The organism is Actinomadura rubteroloni (assembly GCF_002911665.1).
Classification (GTDB): Bacteria; Actinomycetota; Actinomycetes; order Streptosporangiales; family Streptosporangiaceae; genus Spirillospora; species Spirillospora rubteroloni.
Genome location: NZ_MTBP01000002.1, coordinates 2,113,533 through 2,134,329, shown reverse-complemented (window position 1 = coordinate 2,134,329; position 20,797 = coordinate 2,113,533). Strand labels below are relative to the sequence as shown.

The 20,797-nt window shown below is 74.1% G+C and carries 22 protein-coding genes and 1 rRNA gene; 8 read left to right on the top strand and 15 right to left on the bottom strand.

The genetic code is table 11. The features are described from left to right. The first annotated feature begins 8 nt into the window (after positions 1-8). Positions 9-125, top strand: a 5S ribosomal RNA gene (gene rrf, locus BTM25_RS21365). A gap of 104 nt (positions 126-229) precedes the next feature. Here rrf and BTM25_RS21360 read toward each other — a convergent pair. Beyond that, positions 230-748 (bottom strand): MarR family winged helix-turn-helix transcriptional regulator, encoded by a 519-nt coding sequence (locus tag BTM25_RS21360; protein WP_235828520.1) that lies wholly within the window; start codon positions 746-748, stop codon positions 230-232. Between the two features lie 113 nt (positions 749-861). On the opposite strand from BTM25_RS21360, the gene BTM25_RS21355 reads away from it, so the two are divergent. Then, on the top strand, positions 862-1,794 hold the full coding sequence (locus BTM25_RS21355) for an NADP-dependent oxidoreductase (RefSeq protein WP_103564574.1): 933 nt from the start codon (positions 862-864) through the stop codon (positions 1,792-1,794). A gap of 120 nt (positions 1,795-1,914) precedes the next feature. After that, entirely contained in the window at positions 1,915-2,148 is a 234-nt protein-coding gene (locus BTM25_RS21350) for a hypothetical protein (RefSeq protein ID WP_235828519.1), read from the top strand. Here BTM25_RS21350 and BTM25_RS21345 read toward each other — a convergent pair. Then, positions 2,145-2,909 carry a putative protein N(5)-glutamine methyltransferase gene (locus BTM25_RS21345; RefSeq protein ID WP_103564573.1) on the bottom strand — a complete coding sequence of 255 codons (765 nt, stop codon included), beginning with the start codon at positions 2,907-2,909 and terminating at the stop codon, positions 2,145-2,147. The genes BTM25_RS21350 and BTM25_RS21345 overlap by 4 nt on opposite strands. A 206-nt stretch (positions 2,910-3,115) precedes the next feature. Between BTM25_RS21345 and BTM25_RS21340 the strand changes: the two genes are divergently transcribed. Beyond that, positions 3,116-4,492, top strand: a complete 1,377-nt coding sequence (locus tag BTM25_RS21340; RefSeq protein ID WP_168212180.1) for a cytochrome P450 — start codon at positions 3,116-3,118, stop codon at positions 4,490-4,492. On the opposite strand, the gene BTM25_RS21335 is transcribed toward BTM25_RS21340, so the two are convergent. The 6 genes from BTM25_RS21335 to BTM25_RS21310 form a co-directional block, all read right to left on the bottom strand. Next, on the bottom strand, positions 4,443-5,657 hold the full coding sequence (locus BTM25_RS21335; protein WP_205648173.1) for a cytochrome P450 family protein: 1,215 nt from the start codon (positions 5,655-5,657) through the stop codon (positions 4,443-4,445). The genes BTM25_RS21340 and BTM25_RS21335 overlap by 50 nt on opposite strands. A gap of 74 nt (positions 5,658-5,731) precedes the next feature. Beyond that, positions 5,732-6,967 carry a cytochrome P450 family protein gene (locus BTM25_RS21330; protein ID WP_103564570.1) on the bottom strand — a complete coding sequence of 412 codons (1,236 nt, stop codon included), beginning with the start codon at positions 6,965-6,967 and terminating at the stop codon, positions 5,732-5,734. A 2-nt stretch (positions 6,968-6,969) separates the two neighbouring features. After that, positions 6,970-7,587, bottom strand: coding sequence for a GTP-binding protein (locus tag BTM25_RS21325; RefSeq protein ID WP_103564569.1), 618 nt, complete (start codon positions 7,585-7,587; stop codon positions 6,970-6,972). Continuing rightward, complete coding sequence (locus tag BTM25_RS21320; RefSeq protein WP_103564568.1) at positions 7,568-7,945, bottom strand: DUF742 domain-containing protein; 378 nt, start codon at positions 7,943-7,945, stop codon at positions 7,568-7,570. The genes BTM25_RS21325 and BTM25_RS21320 overlap by 20 nt, the downstream gene beginning before the upstream one ends. Then, a complete protein-coding gene (locus tag BTM25_RS21315) occupies positions 7,946-8,314 on the bottom strand; it encodes a roadblock/LC7 domain-containing protein (RefSeq protein ID WP_103564567.1) in 369 nt (122 codons plus the stop codon). A 16-nt stretch (positions 8,315-8,330) separates the two neighbouring features. Next, entirely contained in the window at positions 8,331-10,238 is a 1,908-nt protein-coding gene (locus tag BTM25_RS21310; protein ID WP_103564566.1) for an ATP-binding protein, read from the bottom strand. A gap of 552 nt (positions 10,239-10,790) precedes the next feature. Here BTM25_RS21310 and deoC point away from each other — a divergent pair. The 3 genes from deoC (at position 10,791) to BTM25_RS21295 (ending at position 14,100) form a co-directional block, all read left to right on the top strand. Further along, the gene (gene deoC / locus BTM25_RS21305) at positions 10,791-11,729 is read left to right on the top strand and encodes a deoxyribose-phosphate aldolase (protein WP_103564565.1); all 939 of its coding nucleotides are present in this window, start codon (positions 10,791-10,793) and stop codon (positions 11,727-11,729) included. A gap of 4 nt (positions 11,730-11,733) precedes the next feature. Then, positions 11,734-13,167: an aldehyde dehydrogenase family protein gene (locus BTM25_RS21300; protein WP_103564564.1), complete on the top strand. Its 1,434-nt coding sequence runs from the start codon at positions 11,734-11,736 to the stop codon at positions 13,165-13,167. Between the two features lie 69 nt (positions 13,168-13,236). Beyond that, positions 13,237-14,100, top strand: coding sequence for an aldehyde dehydrogenase family protein (locus BTM25_RS21295; RefSeq protein ID WP_103564563.1), 864 nt, complete (start codon positions 13,237-13,239; stop codon positions 14,098-14,100). A gap of 22 nt (positions 14,101-14,122) precedes the next feature. Here the strand turns inward: BTM25_RS21295 and BTM25_RS21290 are convergent, their stop codons facing one another. After that, the gene (locus tag BTM25_RS21290) at positions 14,123-14,800 is read right to left on the bottom strand and encodes a hypothetical protein (RefSeq protein WP_146059094.1); all 678 of its coding nucleotides are present in this window, start codon (positions 14,798-14,800) and stop codon (positions 14,123-14,125) included. Between the two features lie 197 nt (positions 14,801-14,997). On the opposite strand from BTM25_RS21290, the gene BTM25_RS21285 reads away from it, so the two are divergent. Continuing rightward, the gene (locus BTM25_RS21285; protein ID WP_103564561.1) at positions 14,998-15,246 is read left to right on the top strand and encodes a DUF2630 family protein; all 249 of its coding nucleotides are present in this window, start codon (positions 14,998-15,000) and stop codon (positions 15,244-15,246) included. Positions 15,247-15,300: 54 nt separating this feature from the next. Here the strand turns inward: BTM25_RS21285 and argS are convergent, their stop codons facing one another. The 6 genes from argS to BTM25_RS21255 form a co-directional block, all read right to left on the bottom strand. Then, on the bottom strand, positions 15,301-17,076 hold the full coding sequence (gene argS / locus BTM25_RS21280; protein ID WP_103564560.1) for an arginine--tRNA ligase: 1,776 nt from the start codon (positions 17,074-17,076) through the stop codon (positions 15,301-15,303). An 80-nt stretch (positions 17,077-17,156) separates the two neighbouring features. Beyond that, a complete protein-coding gene (plsX, locus tag BTM25_RS21275) occupies positions 17,157-18,260 on the bottom strand; it encodes a phosphate acyltransferase PlsX (RefSeq protein WP_235828518.1) in 1,104 nt (367 codons plus the stop codon). A gap of 78 nt (positions 18,261-18,338) precedes the next feature. Beyond that, on the bottom strand, positions 18,339-18,719 hold the full coding sequence (locus BTM25_RS21270; RefSeq protein ID WP_103564791.1) for a hypothetical protein: 381 nt from the start codon (positions 18,717-18,719) through the stop codon (positions 18,339-18,341). Between the two features lie 87 nt (positions 18,720-18,806). Further along, a complete protein-coding gene (locus BTM25_RS21265; protein WP_103564559.1) occupies positions 18,807-19,172 on the bottom strand; it encodes a hypothetical protein in 366 nt (121 codons plus the stop codon). Next, positions 19,169-20,020 (bottom strand): alpha/beta fold hydrolase, encoded by an 852-nt coding sequence (locus BTM25_RS21260; protein WP_103564558.1) that lies wholly within the window; start codon positions 20,018-20,020, stop codon positions 19,169-19,171. The genes BTM25_RS21265 and BTM25_RS21260 overlap by 4 nt, the downstream gene beginning before the upstream one ends. Beyond that, on the bottom strand, positions 20,002-20,736 hold the full coding sequence (locus tag BTM25_RS21255) for a DUF998 domain-containing protein (RefSeq protein WP_103564557.1): 735 nt from the start codon (positions 20,734-20,736) through the stop codon (positions 20,002-20,004). Before BTM25_RS21255 ends, BTM25_RS21260 begins: the two co-directional genes overlap by 19 nt. Positions 20,737-20,797 lie beyond the last annotated feature (61 nt).

Sequence of the window (20,797 nt, the reverse complement as noted above, 5' to 3'; positions counted from 1 at the left end):
GTTGGTCGTTCGGTGGTTTTGGCGAGAGGGAAACACCCGGTTCCATTCCGAACCCGGAAGTTAAGCCTTTCAGCGCCGATGGTACTGCATGGGAGACTGTGTGGGAGAGTAGGACACCGCCGGACTTATTGTGGTTGAGGGCCACCCCGCACGGGGTGGCCCTCAACGCATTTCCGCACACTTTTTTCGGGCCCCGCCGACGGCGGGGCCTTTTTGTGTTCGGGGGTGGTTAGTTGTTCTTGGGTGGGCGGCGTTTGCGGGGGGCGGCTGAGCGGGGCGGCTGGGCGCGCATGTGGTCGCGGACCCGGGTCATGATTTCGCCCAGGTGGTCGAGGTCGTCGTCGGTCAGGCTGTCGAACAGCATGCGGCGGGTGACGTCGACATGGCCGGGCAGGACGCGGTGGAAGTGCTCGCGCCCGTCGTCGGTGATGCTGACCAGCGTGGCGCGTTCGTCGTCCGGGCTCGGCCCGCGCGTGATGAGGCCGGCCTTCTCCAGCAGGCCCGCCTGGTAGGTGAGGCCGCTGCGGCTGTAGACGACGCCGTCGGCGAGCTGGGTCATCGTCAGCGGACCGTCCGCGCCGACGAGCCGGCCGAGGAGCTGGAACTGGACGTAGCTGAGGCCGCCGTCCGCCTGGACCTGCTGCTCGACCTGGTGCTGGAGCAGGCTGACGGCCTCCATGAGGACGAAGTACGCGCCCAACTCCTGCGGGCCGAGCCGCTCGACGGGGTCGGTCATCCGTTCCACCACCTGCTTCGAATTCTAAGCAATGTGACCAGGGTCACCGGCGACGCCGGGATTGCTTCGAAGTCGAAGCACGTTACCCCCGGTACATGCTTCCAACTCAAAGCATAGGGGAGATCATGCAGGCAGTGCGTTTCCACTCGTACGGTGACAGCAGCGTTCTGGTGCGGGAGGACGTCGACCGTCCGCAGGCGGGGCCCGGAGAGGTCGTCGTGCGCGTCGCGGGCACGTCGTTCAACCCGGTGGACGTCGCGCTCCGCGCGGGCGCCCTGCGCGAGGCGTTCGCGCTGGAACTCCCGCACGTACCGAACGTCGACCTGGCGGGGACGGTCGCGGAGGTCGGCGCGGACGTCACCGGCTGGGCGATCGGGGCGGCGGTCGTCGCGTACATCCCGATCACGGCGTCGGGCGCGGCGGCCGACTTCGTGGCCGTCCCGGCCGAGCTGCTGGCGGCGGCGCCCCGCACCGGCACCCTGGCCGACGCGGCGGCGCTGCCCGCCACCGGACTGACGGCCTGGCAGGCGCTCGTGGAGCACGCGGGCGTCACGGCGGGGCAGCGCGTCCTGATCAACGGGGCGGGCGGGGCCGTCGGCGGTTACGCGGTGCAGCTCGCCAAGGGTGCCGGCGCCGTCGTCACCGCGACCGGGAGCGCCCGGAGCGCCGAGCGGCTGCGCTCCTACCAGGCCGACCGGATCGTCGACTACACCGCGACGCCGCTCGTCGAGGCGGTCGCCGGGGAGCGGTTCGACGTGGTGCTGAACCTCGCGCCGACGGGCCCGAAGGAGACCGCGGGCCTGGCGGAGCTGGTGGCGGACGGCGGCGTGTTCCTCAGCGCGACGTCGCCGGTGCCGGAGGACGCGGGCCGGGGCGTCCGGACCGTCCAGGTCTACTCGCGGAGCGACGCCGCCCAGCTCGCCGAGCTGGTGGCCCGGGTGGACGCGGGAGAGCTGACGATCGACGTTGCGGAGCGGCGGCCGCTCGCGGACCTGGCGGCCGTCCACGATGAGGCCGCCGCCGGACTGCTGCGGGGCAAGGTCGTCCTGACGCCCTGACCTGCGGTGTTCGTGGGAGGGCGCGGCGTCCGGGGCCGTCGCGCCCTCCCGGTGGGCCGGTGTTCGTCCGGGAGGCCGGCGGGTAGGGGGCGGGTCCGCCGAGACGTCCAGGAGGCCATCATGATCACTGTGGAGCACGTGGAGCGGCTGCTGCACGCCGAGGACCCGGAGGCCGCGCTCATCGTGGTCGACGGGAGCCCCGAGGTCGTGTCGTCCGCACACGCGACCGACGGCCTGTTCGTCACCGACCGGCAGGACGTCGTGACGCAGATCGGCGACGGCGACCCCGCCCCGGACACGCTGCGCCGCCTGGCGGAGGCGCTGGACACCGCCGTCACCGGGCTCGGCGGCTAGGACGCGGCCGGCCGGGCGGCGACGATGACCGTCGCGTAGTCGCAGCGCGCGACGCGCGGCGCCAGGCCGTGCGCCGCGACCGCCGCGCACGCCTCGGGGGCCTGGCGTTCGGTCGTCTCGAACAGCAGGAGGCCGCCGGGCGCCAGCCAGGCGGGCGCCTCGGCGGCGACGCGGCGCAGCAGGTCCAGGCCGTCGCCGCCGCCGTCCAGGGCGACGCGCGCCTCGTGGTCGCGGGCCTCGGACGGCAGCAGCTCGATGTCGCCGGTCGGAACGTAGGGGACGTTGGACAGCAGGACGTCCACGCGTCCGCGCAGGCCGGCGGGCAGCGGCGCGAACAGGTCCCCGGTGAGGCAGCGCTCGGGCGGCAGGTTGCGGCGTGCGCACGCGACGGCGGCCGGATCGACGTCGGCGGCGTACACGTCCGCGCCGGGACGTGCGGCGGCGAACGCGGCGCCGAGCGCGCCCGTCCCGCAGCACAGGTCCACGACGAGCGGGCGCGGGGCCGGGTGCGCGAGCGCCTCCGACAGCAGGAACTCGGTGCGGCGGCGCGGGACGAACACGCCCGGGTCGACGTGGATCCGCAGGCCGCCGAACGCCGCCCAGCCGAGGACGTGCTCCAGCGGCAGCCCGGCGGCGCGGCGCTCGACCATCGCGGCGCGCTCGTCCGGCGCGGCCGTCTCGATGATGAGGCGGGCCTCGTCCTCGGCGAAGACGCAGCCGGCGGCGCGCAGCCGCGTCACGATCTCGGAGTATTCGGGCACCGGGCGAGTCTAGGACCCTGGGGCCGCCCGGACGGCCCGCAAACAAAAGGGCGCACCGGTCGATAGGGCGCATTGGGCGCGACCGTGTTCGCGTCAGGTTTCTCTCGCCGGGCCGTAAGCCGATCATTCCTTGCCGTGCCGCCGAGTGAACGCGGACGATGATTCTTGTTCGTCCTAGCATCTTTCTCGGCAAAGGAGGACCGGCGATGCCGATGACCAGCGCGCTCAGCCGCCGGGCCGGGGAGATTCCGTTCCGGGACATCGCGCCGACGTTCGCCCGCGACCCTCTCGCGGCCCTCGAACGGATCGGCGCGCGGGCCGGGGGAGAAATCGTGCGGTTGCGTCTCGGCGCCATGAACCCGTACCTGGTGACCCGACCCGAACACGTGGAACACGTGCTCAGCGATAATGCGGCCAATTATGGGCGGGAAGGGTGGCTGTGGAACCCCCTGAGCCGTCTCGTCGGGGAGCCGGCGGGAGACCTGTGGTGGTCATGGCGCGCGGTGCTCCGGGAACTCGTGTCCGGCCCCAGCATCGACCGCTTCGCCGACGAGATGGCCGTCACGATCGTCCGGGCCGTCGATGAGATGGCGGAGCGCGGCGCCGGCGGGACACGGCTGATCGCCCGCCGGGAGATGTCGCGCATCGTCTTCCGGGCCATCACCCGGGTACTCGTCGGCGACATGCTCACCACGCGCCAGTCTCTCCGCCTGGGCGAGTCGATGACCGCGGCGACGGCGGCGCTGCGTCCCCGGCTGCTGGCGCCGTTCGTGCCCAACGCGGTGCCCTTCTTCGGCGACCGGACGTTCGGGCGGGCGCTCAGGGAGATCGACGACCTCGTCTTCCCGATCGTGCGCGAGGCGCGGGAGCGCGGCGACCGGTCCGCGGGGCACGATGTCGTCTCGCGGCTGCTGCGGGCGACGACGGAGGACGGCGACCGCTTCACCGTGCGGCAACTGCGGGACAGCCTCGTCTCCCTCTACGTGGGCGCGACCGAGACCACGGTGATCGCGCTGACGTTCCTCTGGGTCGTCCTCGGGCGGGAGGACGACGTCCGGGAGCGGCTGACCGAAGAGATCGACCGCGTGGTGGGGAGCGGGCGGCTCAACGGCTCTCACCTGCGGGAACTCACCTACACCAAGCAGGTCGCGCTGGAGACGCTGCGGCTGTACCCGCCGGGCTGGATGCTGCCGCGCGTGATCGGCCGGGACGACGTGATCGACGGCGTCCGGATCGACGGCGGCGGGCTCATCGTCGTCAGCCCGTACCTCACGCACCGGCTGCCCGACGTGTGGCCCGAGCCGACGCGGTTCGACCCGGGCCGCTTCCGTCCGGGGCACGAGCCCCGGCACCGGCTGGCCTATCTGACGTTCGGCGCGGGGCCGCACGGATGCGTCGGACGTTCTTTCTTCATCGCCGAGATGCAGCTCGTCCTCGCCGCGCTCCTCAGCCGGTTCCGGGTCGAGGTGCACGGCGATCCGACGGCGCGTCCCAAGCTCGGAATGACGTTGCGGCCCCGCGACGAAGTCGAGATCAGTCTCGTCCCGCGAGCCGGACGGGAATCTCCGCCAGCGCGTTCGTGAAAAGGCTCGGAACGGGCCGGGGATCGTCCTCGCCGAACGCCGCGACCATATCCGGGTAACGCGTGAAGAGGGATTTCACGGCGAGCGTCGCCTGCTGCTGGGCCAGATGCGACCCCGGGCAGATATGGCGGCCCGCGCCGAAGGCCAGATGGGGACGCTGGTCGCGCGTCAGGTCGAAGACGTCGGCTGTCGCGCCGTGGTGATGCGGGTCGCGGCCGACCGCCGTATAGGGCGCCATGATGGCGTCCCCGGCCGGAATGGTGACGCCGGCGATCTCCACGTCCCGGACGGGATAGCGGGCCAGGAAATTGCCGATCGAGGAATCCCAGCGCAGCGTCTCCGTTACGGCGTCGGCGAAACGGTCCTCGGCGAGCGCCAGCGCAAGCTGGGACGGGTGGCCCAGCAGAGCCCGGATGGTGTTGCCGATGAGGCCGATCGTCGTTTCGTGCCCGGCCGTCAGGAGCACCCAGAGCGTGTCGGCGAGTTCGCGGTCGCTCATCGTCGTCGTGCCCTCGGCGCGGGCGGCGATGAGCGCGCTCGTCAGGTCCGCGCCGGGGTCGGCGGCCCGGACGGCGATCAGCTCGCCGAGGAAGCGCGGGATGTCGGCCATGACGGCGGCGACCTGCTCGGGCGTGGTGTCCGTCCGGAAGATGGAGTCGACCAGGTGCCGCAGCCGGGGCCACTCCGCCTCGGGGACGCCGAGCAGTTCGCAGATCACCCGCAGCGGCAGCGGCGCGCAGTAGTGGGCGCGCAGGTCCACGACGCCGTCGGGGCGCGCGTGGCCGGGCAGCTCGTCCAGCAGGGCGCCGACCGTCGCGGTGACGCTCGGCAGCAGCGCCTCGACGCGGCGGCCGGTGAACGTCGTCGTGATGGGACGGCGCAGCCGCCGGTGGTCCTCGCCGTCCGCCGTGACGAGGTTGTCCACGGCGATCATCCCGATGATGGGGTTGTCGGGCGTCAGCTCGCCGGTCTTGTACGCGGTCCAGGTCTTGTAGTTCTTGCTCATGTCCGGGCTGCGGACGACCTGCTCCACCAGCTCGTGCGTCGTCACGGCCCAGACGACGAGCCCGCCGGGCAGCCCGACGCGGACGAGCCCGCCGGTCGCCTCCCCGGCGGCGCGCAGCCGGGCCGCCTCGCCCTGGTGGTCGGCCCCGGACGGGTCCAACGTGATGACTGGAATATGGGCATATTTCGGACCGGACGGGCTAGGCATCACACAGCTCCCGAGGCAGAGAGGGCTCAGACGAGGACGGGGTCGATCGACGCGGGCGTGAACGCGACGGGCAGCCGGCGCGGGATCCGGGTCCACGGGCTCGGCTCGTTGCCGATCGCGTCCGGGTCCTCCGTGACGCGCATGTCGCGCAGCAGGTGCCCGGCCGCGCCGACGGCCGTCCGGGCGATCGTGCGGGCCGGGTCGCGGGCCGGGCACGCGTGCGGCCCCGCCGACCAGGCCAGGGACGCCCGGTTGCCGTGCGTCCACCAGCCCGGCGTGTGGGCGCGCGTGTCGCGGGACGCGGCGGCGAGGCCGAGGATCAGCGCGTCCCCCCGCGCGACCCGCCGGCCGCCCAGCTCGACGTCCGCGAGCGCGTACCGGGCGGGCATGTTGATCATCGGGGGCTGGCGGGCGAGGACCTCGTCCAGCGCGTCGTCCACCGACAGCCGTCCGCCGCGCACCCGGCTCGCGAAGCGCGGATCGGTCAGCGTCAGGCGCAGCGCCTGCGCGATCCAACTGATCAGCGTGTGGTTGCCCGCCGAGACCAGCACGACGAGCGTCTGGAGCACCTCGGCGTCGCTGCGCAGGTCCGGATGGCGGAGCAGGGCGCTCGTCACGTCCGGGCCGGGCGCCGCCGACTTGGCCGCGAGCAGCCCGCCGAGCAGCGCCTCGAACCGCGCGTTCCCCTCCTGCGCCTGCTCCCCGGACGAGAACAGCAGGTGCATCGCCGCCAGCAGCTCCGCCGACTGCGCCGCGTCCAGCCCGATCAGCTCGCCGATCGTCAGCAGCGGCACCGCCGCCGCGTAGTCCGCGACGAGGTCCGCCGTGCCGCGCGGCGCGACCTGCGCGATCAGCCCGGTGCACAGCCGCTCGACGGTCCGGCGCAGCCGCCGGTGGTCGACGCCCGCGATCGCCTCCTGCAAGGGCCGCCGCAGCCGCCGGTGCTCCTCGCCGTCATGGCCGATCACGTTGTCGCGGAAGAACATCATCGGGCCGAGCGGCGAGTCGGGCGGGACCGTCCCGTCCTGGAACAGCCGCCAGCGCCGGCCGTCCCGGCTGAACAGGTGCTCGTCGCGGGTGATCGTGCGCAGCTCGTCGTAGCCCATCACCAGCCACGCGTGGACGCCCGGCGCCAGCTCCACCGGAGCCACCGGGCCGTAGCCGCGCCACAGCTTCTCGAACGCGCCGTCGGGGTCGGCGGTCGTCGCGTCCAGCGGGGGCGCGCCGGACGCCGCGAGCTGGTCCAGTTCCGGGACGGGCATGGTCACGCGGTGGGCCTTCCGGTCGTGAGGGCGTGGCGGGTCAGGGCGGTCAGCGCGCCGAGCGACGACGTCCGGTCCCGCGCGTCGCAGGTCAGCAGCGGCGTGCCGGGCAGCAGGTCCATCGCGCGCCGCAGGTCGGGCTCGGGATGGCGGACGGTGTCGGGGAACTCGTTCACCGCGACCGCGATCGGCCCGAGGCCGTGCTCCTCCAGCTCGCCGAGGACGTCGAACGTCCCCTCCAGCCGCCGCGTGTCGGCGAGGACGAGCACCCCGACGGCGCCCTGCGCGAGACCCGCCCACATGTCCCAGTAGCGGCGCTGGCCGGGCGTCCCGAACACGTACAGGACGAGACTGCCGCCGAGCGTGATGCGGCCGAAGTCCAGCGCGACGGTCGTGGTGGTCTTGCCGTCCAGGCCGGCGAGGTCGTCCACGCCGACGCTGGCCTCGGTCATCGTCTCCTCGGTCCGCAGCGGCTCGATCTCGCTGACCGTCCCGACGAACGTCGTCTTGCCGACCCCGAAGTCCCCGACGACGAGGATCTTGGCGGTCTCGGTGACGCTGTCGGCGAGGTAGCTGACGCGGTGCCGCCCGACCGCGCCGTCAGAGGGCGTTGAGTCCATCGAGCACCTTCTGCAGCAGGTCGGTCCCCGGGGCGGTGGGGGGCGGTTCGCTGCGCGCCCGCAGATGGTGGGACGCGACGAGGTCGTCGGCGAGCACGAGCACGACGCTGACCGGCAGCTCCAGATGCGCGGCGGCCTCGGCGACCGACAGCGTCCCGCCCCGGCACAGCCGCAGCAGCGCGCGGGCCTGCGGCGCGGCGGCGACGGCCAGCGGGGAGCCGGTCGGGTCGGCGCGCAGCAGCGTGTCGAGCGCGAGGTCGCCGTGCGCGGCGCGGCCGGACGTCAGCACGAACGGGCGCAGCGCCGCGTCGTCGTCGCGGGGGGCGGCGGGCTCGCCGGTGTCGTCGGGGAGCCGCACCTACCCCACCCCGCCCGCGCCGCGCGACGGGGTGCTGAGCGTGGCCTCGCCGAGCCGCAGGACCATGAGCTGCATCTCCTGCGCGATGAGGCCGGGGTTGATGTCCTCGCCGGTGATGACCGCGAGCGCCGTCCCGGCCGCCGCGCCGCGCAGGAACAGGCAGCCGCCGTCGTGCTGCACCATCACCTGGCGGACGACCGGGTCGCCGGTGCCGTGGCTGGCGGCCTGGTCGCGGCCGAGGGACAGCATCGCGGTGCAGCGGGCGGCCAGGCGCTCGGCGTCGTCCCGGGCGAGGCCGCCGGAGCGGGCCTTCAGGAGCCCGTCGGTGGTGCAGAGGACGACGTGCCGGACGCCCGGTACGCGCGCCATGTGCTCAACGGTCCAGTCACTCACGGGGTTCTCCAGGGTCGTCGTCGGGCGAGTCGGGGACGGGGGGCGCGCCGCCGAACACGCCCGCCATGAAGGACGCGGCGTCCTCGGGCGTCTGGTCGGGCGGCGCGACGGCCGGCGTGGTGCTCGGCGGCGGGACGGCGGCGCGCCGCCGGTTGCGCCGCTGCGGCAACCCGCCCCCCGCCTCCCCGCCGTCCGGCGCGGCCGACCCGAAGGGCGGCGTGCCCGCCGTCCCGGACGAGGGCAGGGCGTGCGGCCCGGTGGACGAGACCGCGTCATGCGGCCCCTCGGCCGCCGCCCCACCGGACACCGCGTGCGCCCCGGGCGCGCCATGCGGCGGCGCGGGCGACGCGCCGGTTGCGCCGGGCGGCGGCGCGGCGGAGGTCCCGGCGGGCGGCGCGGGCTGCCCGTCGGGCCTGCCGGACGACGGCCCGGCCGGCGGCGCGGGCGCCGCGCCGGTTGCGCCGGGCGGTGGCGCGGCGGACGGCCCCCCTGCGGGCGTCCCGGTGGGCGGAGTCGCCGTTCCGGCGGGTGGCGTGGCAGAGGGCGCCCCCGCGGACCGCCCGGCGGGCCGCGCGGGTGTCCCGGTGGGCGGGGTCCGCGAGCCGGACGGTTCGGAGCGGTCCAGGGACGGGCGGGGCAGGGGGGCGGTGGCGCGGGCGCCGCGCGGCTCGACGCGGATCGTCCGGCCGGACGGGACGAGCACGACCGCTTGGAGACCGCCGTACGGGGACTCGTCCAGCGTGACCTTCAGCCGGTGCTCGGCCGCGTACCGGCCGACGACGGCGAGGCCCGTGCGGGGCACCTCGCCGAGGTCGGCGAGGGTCGGGACGAGGCGGCCGGCGACGACGTCGCGGGCGTGCGACAGGCGCGGCTCCTCCAGCCCGGTGCCGTGGTCGTCGATGCGGAACACCGCGCCGGACGCCGCCGCCGACACCTTGACGATCACGTCGGTAGCCGTCGGGGACGCCTCGGTGGCGTTGGCCAGCAGCTCGGCGATGACGTGGATGACCGGTTCCAGCGTGACGGGGTCGACGCCGACGTCCGGGTCGCCCTCGATCCGGACGCGCCCGTAGTCCTCGATGCGCGCCGACGCCGCCTGGACGATCTCGGCGAGCCGCAGCCCCCGCGTCCACTGCTGCCCCTCCCACGAGCCGGACAGGATCGCGACGCTCTGCGCGACGCGCGCGGCCTGCGACGCGGCGTGGTCCATCGCCTGCCCGGCGCGGTAGACGTCGGGCAGCAGCCGGTTGTCCTCGGCGATGCGCTCGGCGGCGAGCTGCATCCGGTGGCTCGCGGACTGGACGCGCTGGGCGAGCGCGACCATGACCTGCTGGTAGGAGTCCTCGCGGTCGGCGAGGTCGCGGCGCAGCTCCAGGACCGAGCGCAGCGCGTCGCGGAGCGTCTCGGCCAGCTCGGGGCCGAGCAGGTCGGCGGCCTCGGGTCCGACGCGGGGCAGATGGTCGCCGTCGACCACGGCGGGGAGGTAGGCGAGCAGGATCCGGCGGGTCAGCTCCTCCAGGCCCCGGGAGCGCTGGCGGAGCGCGTCGGCGTAGGTCTCCCACTCGGCGAGGCGCTGGGCGGCGGCGCGGGCGCGGTCGGTCTCGGCGGCCAGTTCGGCGGCACGGCGGGCGGCCTCGGCGCGCAGCCGGTCCCGCTCGTCGCGGTCGCGCTGGTCGCGCAGGACGAGCGTGACGACGAGCGCCGCCGCGAGGGCCGTCGCCGCGAACGGGACGGGCCAGTCGACGCCCGCGCCGGTCGCGAGGAGCAGCAGCGCGGTGAGCATCAGCAGGGCCAGCACGACGGCCGCCGCGATCGACGCCGGCCCCCAGGGGTCCCGGCCGCGCGGGGCGTCCGGGGGCGGGGCGGCCGGCCGCTCGGGGGCGCGCCGGTCGACGGTCACGGCCGCGTCCGGGCGGCGGTGCGGGGGGTCACTGCTGGAGGCATGGGACTCCGTCGGGCATGCGGGTGTCGGACGGTCGGGGAACGATCACGGGGAGCGACGGACGGGGGCCGTCGGATTTCCCGGTTCCGATCATGTGGAAAACCGGAAACCTATTTCGTTGAACACTGAAATTTTCACTGTGGCGACCGGGGGATCGCAGGAAAGGGTCAGGTGAACGTCACCTTTCCGCACCGGTGGACCGGACCGGGTGGACAGCCCTCCACAGTGCGGGTTTCCCGTCCGTGGCGGGCCTTCCCGGCCGCCCGGCGACGCGGTGGCGCGCCCGGCGGACCGCTGTTCCGGTCACCGCTTGATGATCACCAGTGTAGTCACGGGCGCCTGATCGTTCAGGGCAACGCCCGATATGCGGACGAGCCGTCGCCCGGGCGTCCGGCGAATGCGAAAAATGCTCTCGCACTGCCGGATCCGCGTTTCCGGACGGCATCGTGATTCTTTTTCGGCACCGTCCCGGCGCGGACGGCCGGGCGGCGGCGGGGCCATACTGAGGAGGTGTCAACGGAGACGGTTCCCCCGGGACGCGGCGCGGCCGGGCTGCGCGCGTTCCTGCACGGCCTGCCCGGCGTGGACCGGGTCGGCGCCGACGAGCGGGCCGCGCGGCTCGCGACCCGCTCGATCAAGACGACCGCCAAGGCGCAGGCGATCGACCTCGCGATCGCGATGGTCGACCTGACGACGCTGGAGGGCGCGGACACGCCCGGCAAAGTGCGGGCGCTCTGCGCGAAGGCGGCGCGTCCCGATCCGGAGGACCGCAGCGTGCCGCCGGTCGCGGCCGTGTGCGTCTACTCCGACCTGGTCGGTGTGGCGGTCGAGGCGCTGGACGGGACCGGCATCGGCGTGGCCAGCGTCGCGACGGCGTTCCCGTCCGGGCGCGCCCCGCTGGACGCCAAGCTCGCCGACGTCCGCGCGGCCGTCGCGGCGGGCGCCGCCGAGATCGACATGGTCATCGACCGGGGCGCGTTCCTGTCCGGCGACTACGCGACGGTGGACGCCGAGATCCGGGCCGTCCGGGAGGCGTGCGGGGACGCCCACCTCAAGGTCATCCTGGAGACGGGCGAGCTGGCGACCTACGACAACGCGCGGCGCGCGTCCTGGCTGGCGATGGACGCGGGCGCCGACTTCATCAAGACCTCCACCGGCAAGGTGTCCCCGGCGGCGACGCTGCCGGTGACTCTCGTGATGCTGGAGGCCGTCCGGGACTACCGCGCGGCCACCGGGCGGACCGTCGGCGTGAAACCGGCCGGCGGCATCCGCACCACCAAGGACGCGCTCAAGTACCTGGTGCTGGTCAACGAGACCGCCGGGCCGGACTGGCTCACCCCGGACCTGTTCAGGCTGGGCGCGTCCAGCCTGCTCAACGACCTGCTGATGCAGCGGCGCAAGCTCACGACCGGCGTCTACTCCGGCCCCGACCACTTCACGCTGGACTGATCTCATGGACCTCTTCGCGTACGCGCCCGCGCCCGAGTCCCGGGACGTCGTGGACATCCGGCCGTCCTACGGGCTGTTCGTGGACGGCGCGTTCACCGACGGCGGCGGCGAGCCCTTCAAGACCGTCGAGCCCGCGACGGGTGAGGCGCTGGCCGAGGTCGCGTCCGCCGACGCGGCCGACGTGGACCGCGCCGTCGCCGCCGCCCGCCGGGCGTATGAGACGGTCTGGGGTCCGATGTCCGGTCGCGACCGTGCCAAGTATCTGTTCCGGATCGCGCGGATTCTCCAGGAACGATCGCGCGAACTGGCGGTGCTGGAGTCGATCGACAACGGCAAGCCGATCCGCGAGTCCCGCGACGTGGACCTGCCGCTCGTGGCCGCGCACTTCTTCTACCACGCGGGCTGGGCGGACAAACTCGGGCACGCCGGGCTCGGCGCGGATCCGCGTCCGCTGGGCGTGGCCGCGCAGGTCATCCCGTGGAACTTCCCGCTGCTCATGCTGGCCTGGAAGATCGCTCCGGCGCTCGCGTGCGGGAACACGGTCGTCCTCAAGCCCGCCGAGACGACGCCGCTGACCGCGCTGGCGTTCGCGGACGTGTGCCGCCAGGCCGATCTGCCGCCCGGTGTGGTCAACATCATCACCGGCGCCGGGGAGACCGGACGGCTGCTCGTCGCGCACGACGGCGTCGACAAGGTCGCGTTCACCGGGTCCACCGAGGTGGGCCGGGAGATCGCGCGGACCGTCGCCGGGACGCGCAAGCGCCTCACCCTCGAACTCGGCGGCAAGGCCGCGAACATCGTGTTCGACGACGCGCCGCTCGACCAGGCCGTCGAGGGCGTCGTGAACGGGATCTTCTTCAACCAGGGGCACGTGTGCTGCGCGGGGTCGCGGCTGCTCGTCCAGGAGACCGTCGCGGGCGAGTTCCTGGACCGGCTGAAGGCGCGCATGGCCACGCTGCGCGTCGGGGACCCGCTCGACAAGAACACCGACGTCGGCGCGATCAACTCGGCCGCGCAGCTCGCCCGGATCGCCGACCTCGCCGACGCGGGCGAGCGGGAGGGCGCCGAGCGCTGGTCGCCGCCCTGCGACCTGCCCGGACGCGGCTACTGGTTCGCGCCGACGCTGTTCACCGGCGTCGCGCAGTCGCACCGGATCGCCAGCGAGGAGATCTTCGGGCCCGTCCTGTCGGCGCTGACGTTCCGCACCCCGCAGGAGGCCGTGGAGAAGGCGAACAACACGCCGTACGGGCTGTCGGCGGGCGTCTGGTCGGAGAAGGGCTCGCGGACGCTGTGGGTCGCCGAGCGGCTGCGCGCGGGCGTCGTCTGGGCCAACACGTTCAACAAGTTCGACCCCGCCGCGCCGTTCGGCGGCTACAAGGAGTCCGGCCACGGCCGGGAGGGCGGCCGGCACGGCCTGGAGGCCTACCTTGAGCACTGAGCGAGCGCGGAGCGACGAGGGAAGCCGTCCCGCTGAAGGGCGAGCGAAGCGGCGAGCGGAGGCGAGCCCATGAGCACTGATCGGCAGCGAGTGGACGTGCGGAAGACGTACAAGCTGTTCATCGGGGGCGCGTTCCCCCGGTCGGAGTCGGGGCGGTCGTATCCGGTGACGGACGCCGAGGGCGGGTTCCTGGCGAACGCGGCGCGGGCGTCGCGCAAGGACGTCCGGGACGCCGTCGTCGCGGCCCGCAAGGCGTTCCCGGGCTGGTCGGCGCGCACCCCCTACAACCGGGGGCAGATCCTCTATCGGATCGCGGAGATGCTGGAGGGGCGGCGGGCGCAGTTCGTCGCCGAACTGCGCGCGACGGGCCTCGGCAAGGGCGCGGCGGGCGCCGAGGTGGACGCCGCCGTGGACCGCTGGGTCTGGTACGCGGGCTGGGCGGACAAGCTCGCGGCCGTCGCGGGCAACGCCAACCCCGTCGCGGGGCCGTTCTTCACGTTCTCGACGCCCGAGCCCACCGGCGTCGTCGGGTCGATCGCGCCGGACGGGCCGCTGCTCGACCTCGTGTCCGCGCTGGCCCCGGTGATCGTGTCGGGCAACACGGCGGTCGTCGTGGCGTCCGAGCCCGCGCCGCTGCCGGCGATCACGTTCGCGGAGGTGCTGGCGACGTCCGACCTGCCGGGCGGCGTCGTGAACCTGCTCACCGGGCGCCGCGCGGAGCTGGCGCCGTGGCTCGCCGGGCACATGGACGTGAACGCGCTCGACCTCACGGGCGTCGCCGGGACGGACGTGAAACCGCTCGCCGAGGCCGCCGCGGGCAATCTCAAACGGGTTTTCCGCGACCCCGTCCGGGCGGACGCCGAAGACCCCGGAACCGCCCGTATGCAGGCGTTTCTGGAGATCAAGACGGTCTGGCATCCGGTCGGCGTCTGACCCGAGTTCTGGCGAAACGGGATTAAAGCGGCGCGTGACGTGGAATCAACCACCCGTAACTGATCAACACGGGGGGTAGATCAGTGGCTACCAGGACGAACAACAGCCGCAGCAAGAGCACGACCCGCAAGACGAAGCCCGGCGCGAAGAAGCGGGCGCCGTCCAAGCGGACCAGCGCGGCGGGAAGCACGTCGAGGTCCACGGTCTCGGCCCGCACCACGCGGCCCGCGGCGAAGAAGACGACGACGGGTTCCGCCGGGCGGAGCACGACGAGCCGAGCGGGCTCGGCCGCCGCGACCAAGGTCACGGCCGCGGCGACGCAGGCGAAGGCCGCCGCGACGCAGATGAAGTCGGTCGCGAGCAAGACCAACGGCTCGGTCAAGGCGATGACCGCCATGACCAAGGCCATGACCAGCGCGACCAAGGCGATGGCGGACGCCGCCAAGGCGATGAACACCGCCGCCAAGGCGATCTCGACGGGATCGTCCACCGCCAAGCCGCGCGCGTCGGCGTCGCGGAGCACGGCCGCCAAACCGAAGACGGCCGCCGCGCGCTCCACCGCGAAGAAGACCACGACGAGCCGGGCGCGCAGCAGCTCGTCCAGCCGGTCGTCGTCGGCGCGGAGCACGTCCGCCCGCGCGTCGGGTGGCACACGGGGCTCGTCCTCGCGCGGCAGCCCGGCACGCGCCAGGGCGGGCACGACGCGTCCGAAGGCGAGCACGACGCGTCCGGCCGCGTCCGGCGCGGGCACGAGCCCGCCCGCACGGCCCGCGACGGCCGGCGGCTCGGGAACCGACGTAGGCTCGGCACAACGGCCGGGCGCCGGGAGCCTCATCGCGGGGCTCGGCGGACGCGGGGGCTGACCCCGCCGCCCGGCGGAACCGACGTGGAGGTGTCATGGACGACGACCAGGAGATCCTGGCCCGCATCGGCGGCTACGTCGCCGAGGAGCAGGAACTGCGCGCCCGGCATCAGCGGGGCGAACTGTCCAACACCGAGGAGCAGGCCCGCATGCGGCGGCTCGAAGAGGAGCTGGACCAGTGCTGGGACCTGCTGCGGCAGCGACGGGCGCGCCGGGACGCCGGGCAGAACCCGGGCGAGGCGCACTCGCGTCCCGCCGGGGAGGTCGAGGGCTACCTGCAGTGACCGGCCCGCGGGCCGAGCCCGGGTGAGGTTCGCTCACCCGGGCTCATGCCTTGCTCACATCCGGTCGGGTGCGGCGATGCCGAGCAGGTCCAGGCCGCGCGCGAGGGTGGCGCGGGTCAGCTCGCACAGCGCGAGCCGGTTCGCGCGGATCGCGTCGTCGGCCTTCAGGACCGGGCACGACTCGTAGAACTCGGTGAACGCCTTGGCCAGCACGAACAGGTGGCCCGCCAGCCGGTGCGGCTCCAGCGTCGCGGCGACCGCGTCCAGGACGGCGCTGAACTCGTCCAGGTGCAGCGCCAGCGCGTGCTCGGCGGGCTCCAGCGTCAGCGCCGTGTCGAACCGGGCCTCGGCGTCGCCGGCCCGCCGCAGGATGGACGCGATCCGGGTGTGGGTGTACTGGAGGTACACGCCCGTCTGGCCGCTGAACGACACCATCCGCGCGACGTCGAACGCGTAGTCCTTGACGCGCGAGGTGGACAGCTCGGCGTACTTCACCGCGCCGACGCTCGCCACCCGGGCGATCTCGTCCTGCTCGGCGGGGCTCAGGTCCCGGGCGCCCGGCTGCTCGGCGTCCCGCTCGGCGATGACCCGGCGGGCCTGCGCGAGCGCGTCGTCCAGCAGGTCCGCGAGGCGGACGGTCCCGCCCGCGCGGGTCTTGAACGGCCGCCCGTCCGGGCCGTTGATCGTGCCGTTCTTCACGTGGACGGCCTCGACGCCGTCCGGCAGCCAGCCCGCCCGCCGCGCCGCCTTGAAGATCATGTCGAAGTGCTGCGCCTGCCGGGCGTCGACCACGTAAAGCAGCCGGGTGCCCTTCAGCTCGTCCACGCTGTACCGGATGGTCGCGAGGTCGGTGGCCGCGTAGCCGAACCCGCCGTCGCTCTTCTGGACGAGCAGCGGCGCGGGCGCGTCGTCCGGGCCCTTGATGTCGTCGAAGAACACGACGAGAGCGCCCTGGCTCTCCTCCAGCATCCCGTTGCCGCGCAGTTCGGCGACGACGTCGTTCAGCCAGGGGTTGTAGAAGGACTCGCCCTTGACGTCGCCGGGCGTCAGCAGCACGCCGAGCCGCGCGTAGACCTGCTGGAACGCCTTCTGCGACTCGGCGACGATCTCCTTCCAGGACGCGACCGTCTCCGGGTCGCCGGCCTGGAGCGCCACGACGCGCCGCTGGGCGCGCTCCTTGAACGCCGGGTCGGCGTCGAACTCGGCGCGGGCCGTCCGGTACAGCTCGTCCAGCGCGGACACGGCGGTGGCCTGTTCGTCCAGCTCGGCGCCGCGCCAGTGCCGCTCGGGGTGCTCCACGATGTACTGGATCAGCATCCCGAACTGGGTGCCCCAGTCGCCGACGTGGTTCTGCCGGACGACGTCCGCGCCGAGGAAGCCGAGCACGCGGGCCAGGGCGTCCCCGATCAGCGTGGACCGCAGGTGCCCGACGTGCATCTCCTTGGCGACGTTCGGTCCGGAGTAGTCCAGGACGACCGTCTCGCCCGCCTGCGACGCGGGCACGCCGAGCCGCGGATCCGCCAGCCGGACGGCGAGCCGGTCCAGCAGGCCCGCGTCGGAGATCGCGATGTTGAGGAAGCCGGGACCGGACACCTCGACCGACTCCAGCCACGTCCCGGCCAGGTGCGCGGCGAGGTCGGCGGCCAGGTCGCGCGGCTTGCGGCCCGTCTTCTTGGCCAGCGGCAGCGCCACGTTGGACTGGAAGTCGGCGTGGTCGGAGCGGCGCACCAGCGGGTCCTGCCCGGCCAGTTCGGCGGGCAGCACCGCGCCCATCGCCGCCGTGACGGCGGCCTCCACCTCATCGGCCAGGGACCGAACCTGCTCGCCCATGTGCGCCTGCAACCTCCTGTATGAGAACTCGTACAGGATAGGCGGAGACGTTCGGTGGCCGCGCGGCCATTACCGCCTGCTCAGGACGGGTCGGGCTCCGGCGGCTCCTCGGGCAGCGGCTCGGGCTCCGGTTCGGGCTCGGGGTGCGGACGGCGGCCGAACCGGGACGTGCGGGTCAGCGCCACCTGCTCGCGGATGCGATCCACGATCCGTCCCGCCGCCAGCGCGTGCGCCAGCACGCACGCCGACGTGATCGCCCGCGCCCGCGCCGAGCCGTGCGCGATGACGACGGTGCCGTTCAGGCCGAGCAGCACGCCGCCGCCGTAGGTGTCGGAGTCCAGCCGGTCGCGCAGCTCGGTCAGCCTGCGGCGTTGCAGCAGCGCGCCGACCCGGGCCGTCCGCGACGCGGTCATCGCCGACCGCAGCTCCGCGAACGCCATCCGGACGGTGCCCTCCATCGTCTTCAGCGCGACGTTGCCGGTGAAGCCGTCGGTGACGATGACGTCCACCGCGCCGGTCAGCAGGTCGTGGCCCTCCACGTTGCCCGCGAACTCGATCTCGTGGTGGCCGGACGCCAGCAGCTCGTGCGCGCGGCGCGTCACCTTGTCGCCCTTGCCGGGCTCGGCGCCGATCGTCAGCAGGCCGACGCGGGGCCGCGCGAGGCCGAGCCGGATGCGCGCGTACGCGGTGCCGAGCGCGGCGAACTGGAGCAGCGTCTCGGGCTTGACGTCGGCGGTCGCGCCCGCGTCCAGCAGGACGGTCGGACGCGGCAGCGTCGGCAGCTCGACCGCGATCGCCGGGCGCAGCACGCCCTGCTGGCCCTTGAGCCGCAGCCGCGACGTCGCGACGATCCCGGCCGTGCTGCCCGCCGACACCAGCGCCGACGCCTGCCCCTGCTTGATCAGGTGGCAGGCGATCGCGACGGACGAGCGGGGCTTGCGCCAGCTCGCGAGCGCGCCCTCGCCCATGTCCAGGGCCTCGTCGGCGTGGACGATCGGGATCTCCCCGACGACGCCGTGCCGGTCCAGCTCGCGCCGGATGCGCGGGGCCTGCCCGACGAGCACCAGCCGGACGCCGTGCTCGCGGACCGCCGCCACCGCGCCCGCCACCACGACGCCGGGCGCGTGGTCGCCGCCCATCGTGTCGACCGCGACCGGCGCCGGACCGCCTGCCTCGCGGTTCATGGCGGCTCCAGGGTGCGGACGGACGGGTCGGGCGGCTCACCGCATGGTAGGACGTCCGTCCGTCCGCTCCGTCCCCGGTCAGCCCCCGTGGCGGCAGCCCCGGCCGAGGCACGGGACGTTCTGCACGACGGGCGTCCCGCCCACGAGGATCGTGAAGTAGTGGTCCGCCGACTCCTGATTGCCGGACCCGATCACGTCCACGGGCTTCTTGCTCGTCGTGACGCCCGAGCACGACACGCGCAGGCGCTTCTTCGTCCAGCCGGGCAGGTCGGCGCAGCTCAGCGCGCCGGACAGGCCGACGCCGCGCGCCTTCAGCTCGGCCGCCGCCGCGGCCGGCAGCGCGCCGCGCAGCTTGGCCTGGGTCGGGTAGCGCAGTTCCTTGGCCGTCGCCAGCAGCACGCCGGTGACCGCGGCGCCGATGACGGCGAGGGACACGACGCCGATGATCGCGGCTCTCACACGGGTGATCTTCACAGTGGGGTTCGTCACCGCCGGACGAGCCGCGCAAGCCTGGCTTTCCGGATCCGGGGACGACCCGTTACATGATCAATGATTTCGGTGGACGCAGCCGAGACCCAGACAGTCCTGGCGGAGCACCACACGGTTCCCGACCGTGACGACGTACTCCTCCAGCGGGTCGGACCGGTCGACGCGGGAGGCCCGTCCGGTCACGGTGACGGGCGCGCCGTCGGCCGCGCGGGCGGTGCAGCGGATCGTGAGCATGTCCTCGCCCGTCCGGACGGGGAACTCGCATTCGGGACGGGCGCGCAGCGCGATGCCGCGGGAGCGCAGGTCGTCCACGGTGCCGTCGGCGACGGCGTTGCGGTAGGCGCCGTCGGAGATGTGCTGCATGACGCGGCAGCCGCTCGTGCTGAGCGCGACGAGGACGCCGAGCGCGACGATCCGTTTCATCCGGCGGCCTCCCGGACGGCCGCCGCGACCGCGTCCGGCCGGTCGAACATCACCATGTGGCGGCTGTCGGCCAGCTCGACGCGGACGCCGCGCGGGCTCATCGCGGCCAGTTCGGCGTGGCGGCGCGCCCATGTCCGCTCGTCGGCGGGGTCCTCGCCGGACGCGGCCGTCAGCACGACCAGCGGGACGGGCGGGAAGTCGGTGCGCGCTCGAAGGTCCAGCAGGTCGGCGGCCATCGGGGCGTAGGCGAGCCATTCGGCGGCGAACGTGCCGAGCACGGCCGGCCGGGCGTAGACCGAACGGACGATCGACGCCGGGACGCGCGGGATCCGCCGGGCGACGGGCCAGAGCGCCGCGCGCCGCGCCGCCGGTGCGCCGAGCAGCGGGAGGCCGGTCGCGGCGAGGGCGGCGCCGAGCGGGCGCGTCAGCGGGATCGCCCGCGCCGCGAGCCGCCACGCCGGGCCGGGCCGCTCGTCCTCATAGCTCGGGTCCACGAGCACGACGCCCGCGACCAGGTCGGGGCGCCGCCGCGCCGCCGCCTCGGCGGAGAACGCGCCCATCGAGTGCGCGACGAGCGTCACCGGGCGTCCGGCGCGCTCGGCCAGGGCCTCCAGGACGTCGGCGTCGCGGTCCAGCGTCGGGGGGCGGCGGGCGGGACGGCTCAGCCCGAGGCCCGGACGGTCCACGACCGTCACGCGGAACCGGTCGCGCAGCTCGTCCACCACCGCGCGCCAGTCGAACCACGCGCCGCCGAGACCGGACGTGACCAGCACCGAGGGCGCGCCCGCGCGCCCCGTCTCGGCCACGTGCACGCGTTCCCCGGCGGCGTTCACCAGCAGCGTGGCCACGAGGCCGCACCCGCCTTCTCCCGGGGACGTTCGGCGTCCGGCGCACTCGGCCGCAGCCGGTCGGCGAGCAGCGTCCACGCGACGAGCAGCAGCATCAGGCACAGGATCGAGATCTGCACGCGCTGGATGATCCCGAGCCAGCGGCCGAGGACCATCGCGACCAGCGTCGACGCGCTCGCGACGACCTCGACCAGCGCGAGCGGCCACGCCCACCGCGCGAGCGGCGGCCACCAGTCGTAGCGGCGCGCGGCCAGGCCCAGCAGGAACAGCGCGATGACCGCCATCGTGATCACGGCCGTGCTGGTGACCTCGTGGAAGTTGTGCGCGAACGACAGCGTGCCCGCGCGTTCCCGCAGCGCGCACCACGTCTCCAGGCTCGGCGCGCAGTCCAGCGGGAAGGACGCGTCACCGATCGTCGAGACACCGAACAGGCCGAGGAACATCCAGCCCGCCGTGGCGATCGGACGCCGCCGCAGCGTCAGCAGCGCCGTCACCGCCGAGATGATCACCATGACGCCGGTGACGAGGTCGCCCATGTTGTAAACGGAGTGGAACGGTTGGTCCACCGCCGACAGCTCGCTGGCGTAGCCGTTGAAGGCGTCGAGTTTCGGGCTCAGCCACGTCTCCAGCGCGAAGCTCGCGTAGGTGACCGCCGAGGCGCCGAGCAGGAGCGCGACGAACAACGGCGCCCGGCCCGGTCCGTTCCCGCGTCGCACATCGGCCCCCTCGCCCCTGCGTCCCGCTCACTGATCAGTATGGTCCCCGCCCGCGCCGCTC

Excerpts from the sequence above, each read along its gene's own strand:
- BTM25_RS21355 (WP_103564574.1), top strand. The coding sequence starts at position 862 with ATGCAGGCAGTGCGTTTCCACTCGTACGGTGACAGCAGCGTTCTGGTG.
- BTM25_RS21350 (WP_235828519.1), top strand. The coding sequence starts at position 1,915 with ATGATCACTGTGGAGCACGTGGAGCGGCTGCTGCACGCCGAGGACCCG.
- BTM25_RS21340 (WP_168212180.1), top strand. The coding sequence starts at position 3,116 with ATGCCGATGACCAGCGCGCTCAGCCGCCGGGCCGGGGAGATTCCGTTC.
- BTM25_RS21330 (WP_103564570.1), bottom strand. The coding sequence starts at position 6,967 with ATGCCCGTCCCGGAACTGGACCAGCTCGCGGCGTCCGGCGCGCCCCCG.
- BTM25_RS21325 (WP_103564569.1), bottom strand. The coding sequence starts at position 7,587 with ATGGACTCAACGCCCTCTGACGGCGCGGTCGGGCGGCACCGCGTCAGC.
- BTM25_RS21315 (WP_103564567.1), bottom strand. The coding sequence starts at position 8,314 with ATGGCGCGCGTACCGGGCGTCCGGCACGTCGTCCTCTGCACCACCGAC.
- BTM25_RS21300 (WP_103564564.1), top strand. The coding sequence starts at position 11,734 with ATGGACCTCTTCGCGTACGCGCCCGCGCCCGAGTCCCGGGACGTCGTG.
- BTM25_RS21295 (WP_103564563.1), top strand. The coding sequence starts at position 13,237 with ATGAGCACTGATCGGCAGCGAGTGGACGTGCGGAAGACGTACAAGCTG.
- BTM25_RS21285 (WP_103564561.1), top strand. The coding sequence starts at position 14,998 with ATGGACGACGACCAGGAGATCCTGGCCCGCATCGGCGGCTACGTCGCC.
- argS (WP_103564560.1), bottom strand. The coding sequence starts at position 17,076 with ATGGGCGAGCAGGTTCGGTCCCTGGCCGATGAGGTGGAGGCCGCCGTC.
- plsX (WP_235828518.1), bottom strand. The coding sequence starts at position 18,260 with ATGAACCGCGAGGCAGGCGGTCCGGCGCCGGTCGCGGTCGACACGATG.
- BTM25_RS21265 (WP_103564559.1), bottom strand. The coding sequence starts at position 19,172 with ATGAAACGGATCGTCGCGCTCGGCGTCCTCGTCGCGCTCAGCACGAGC.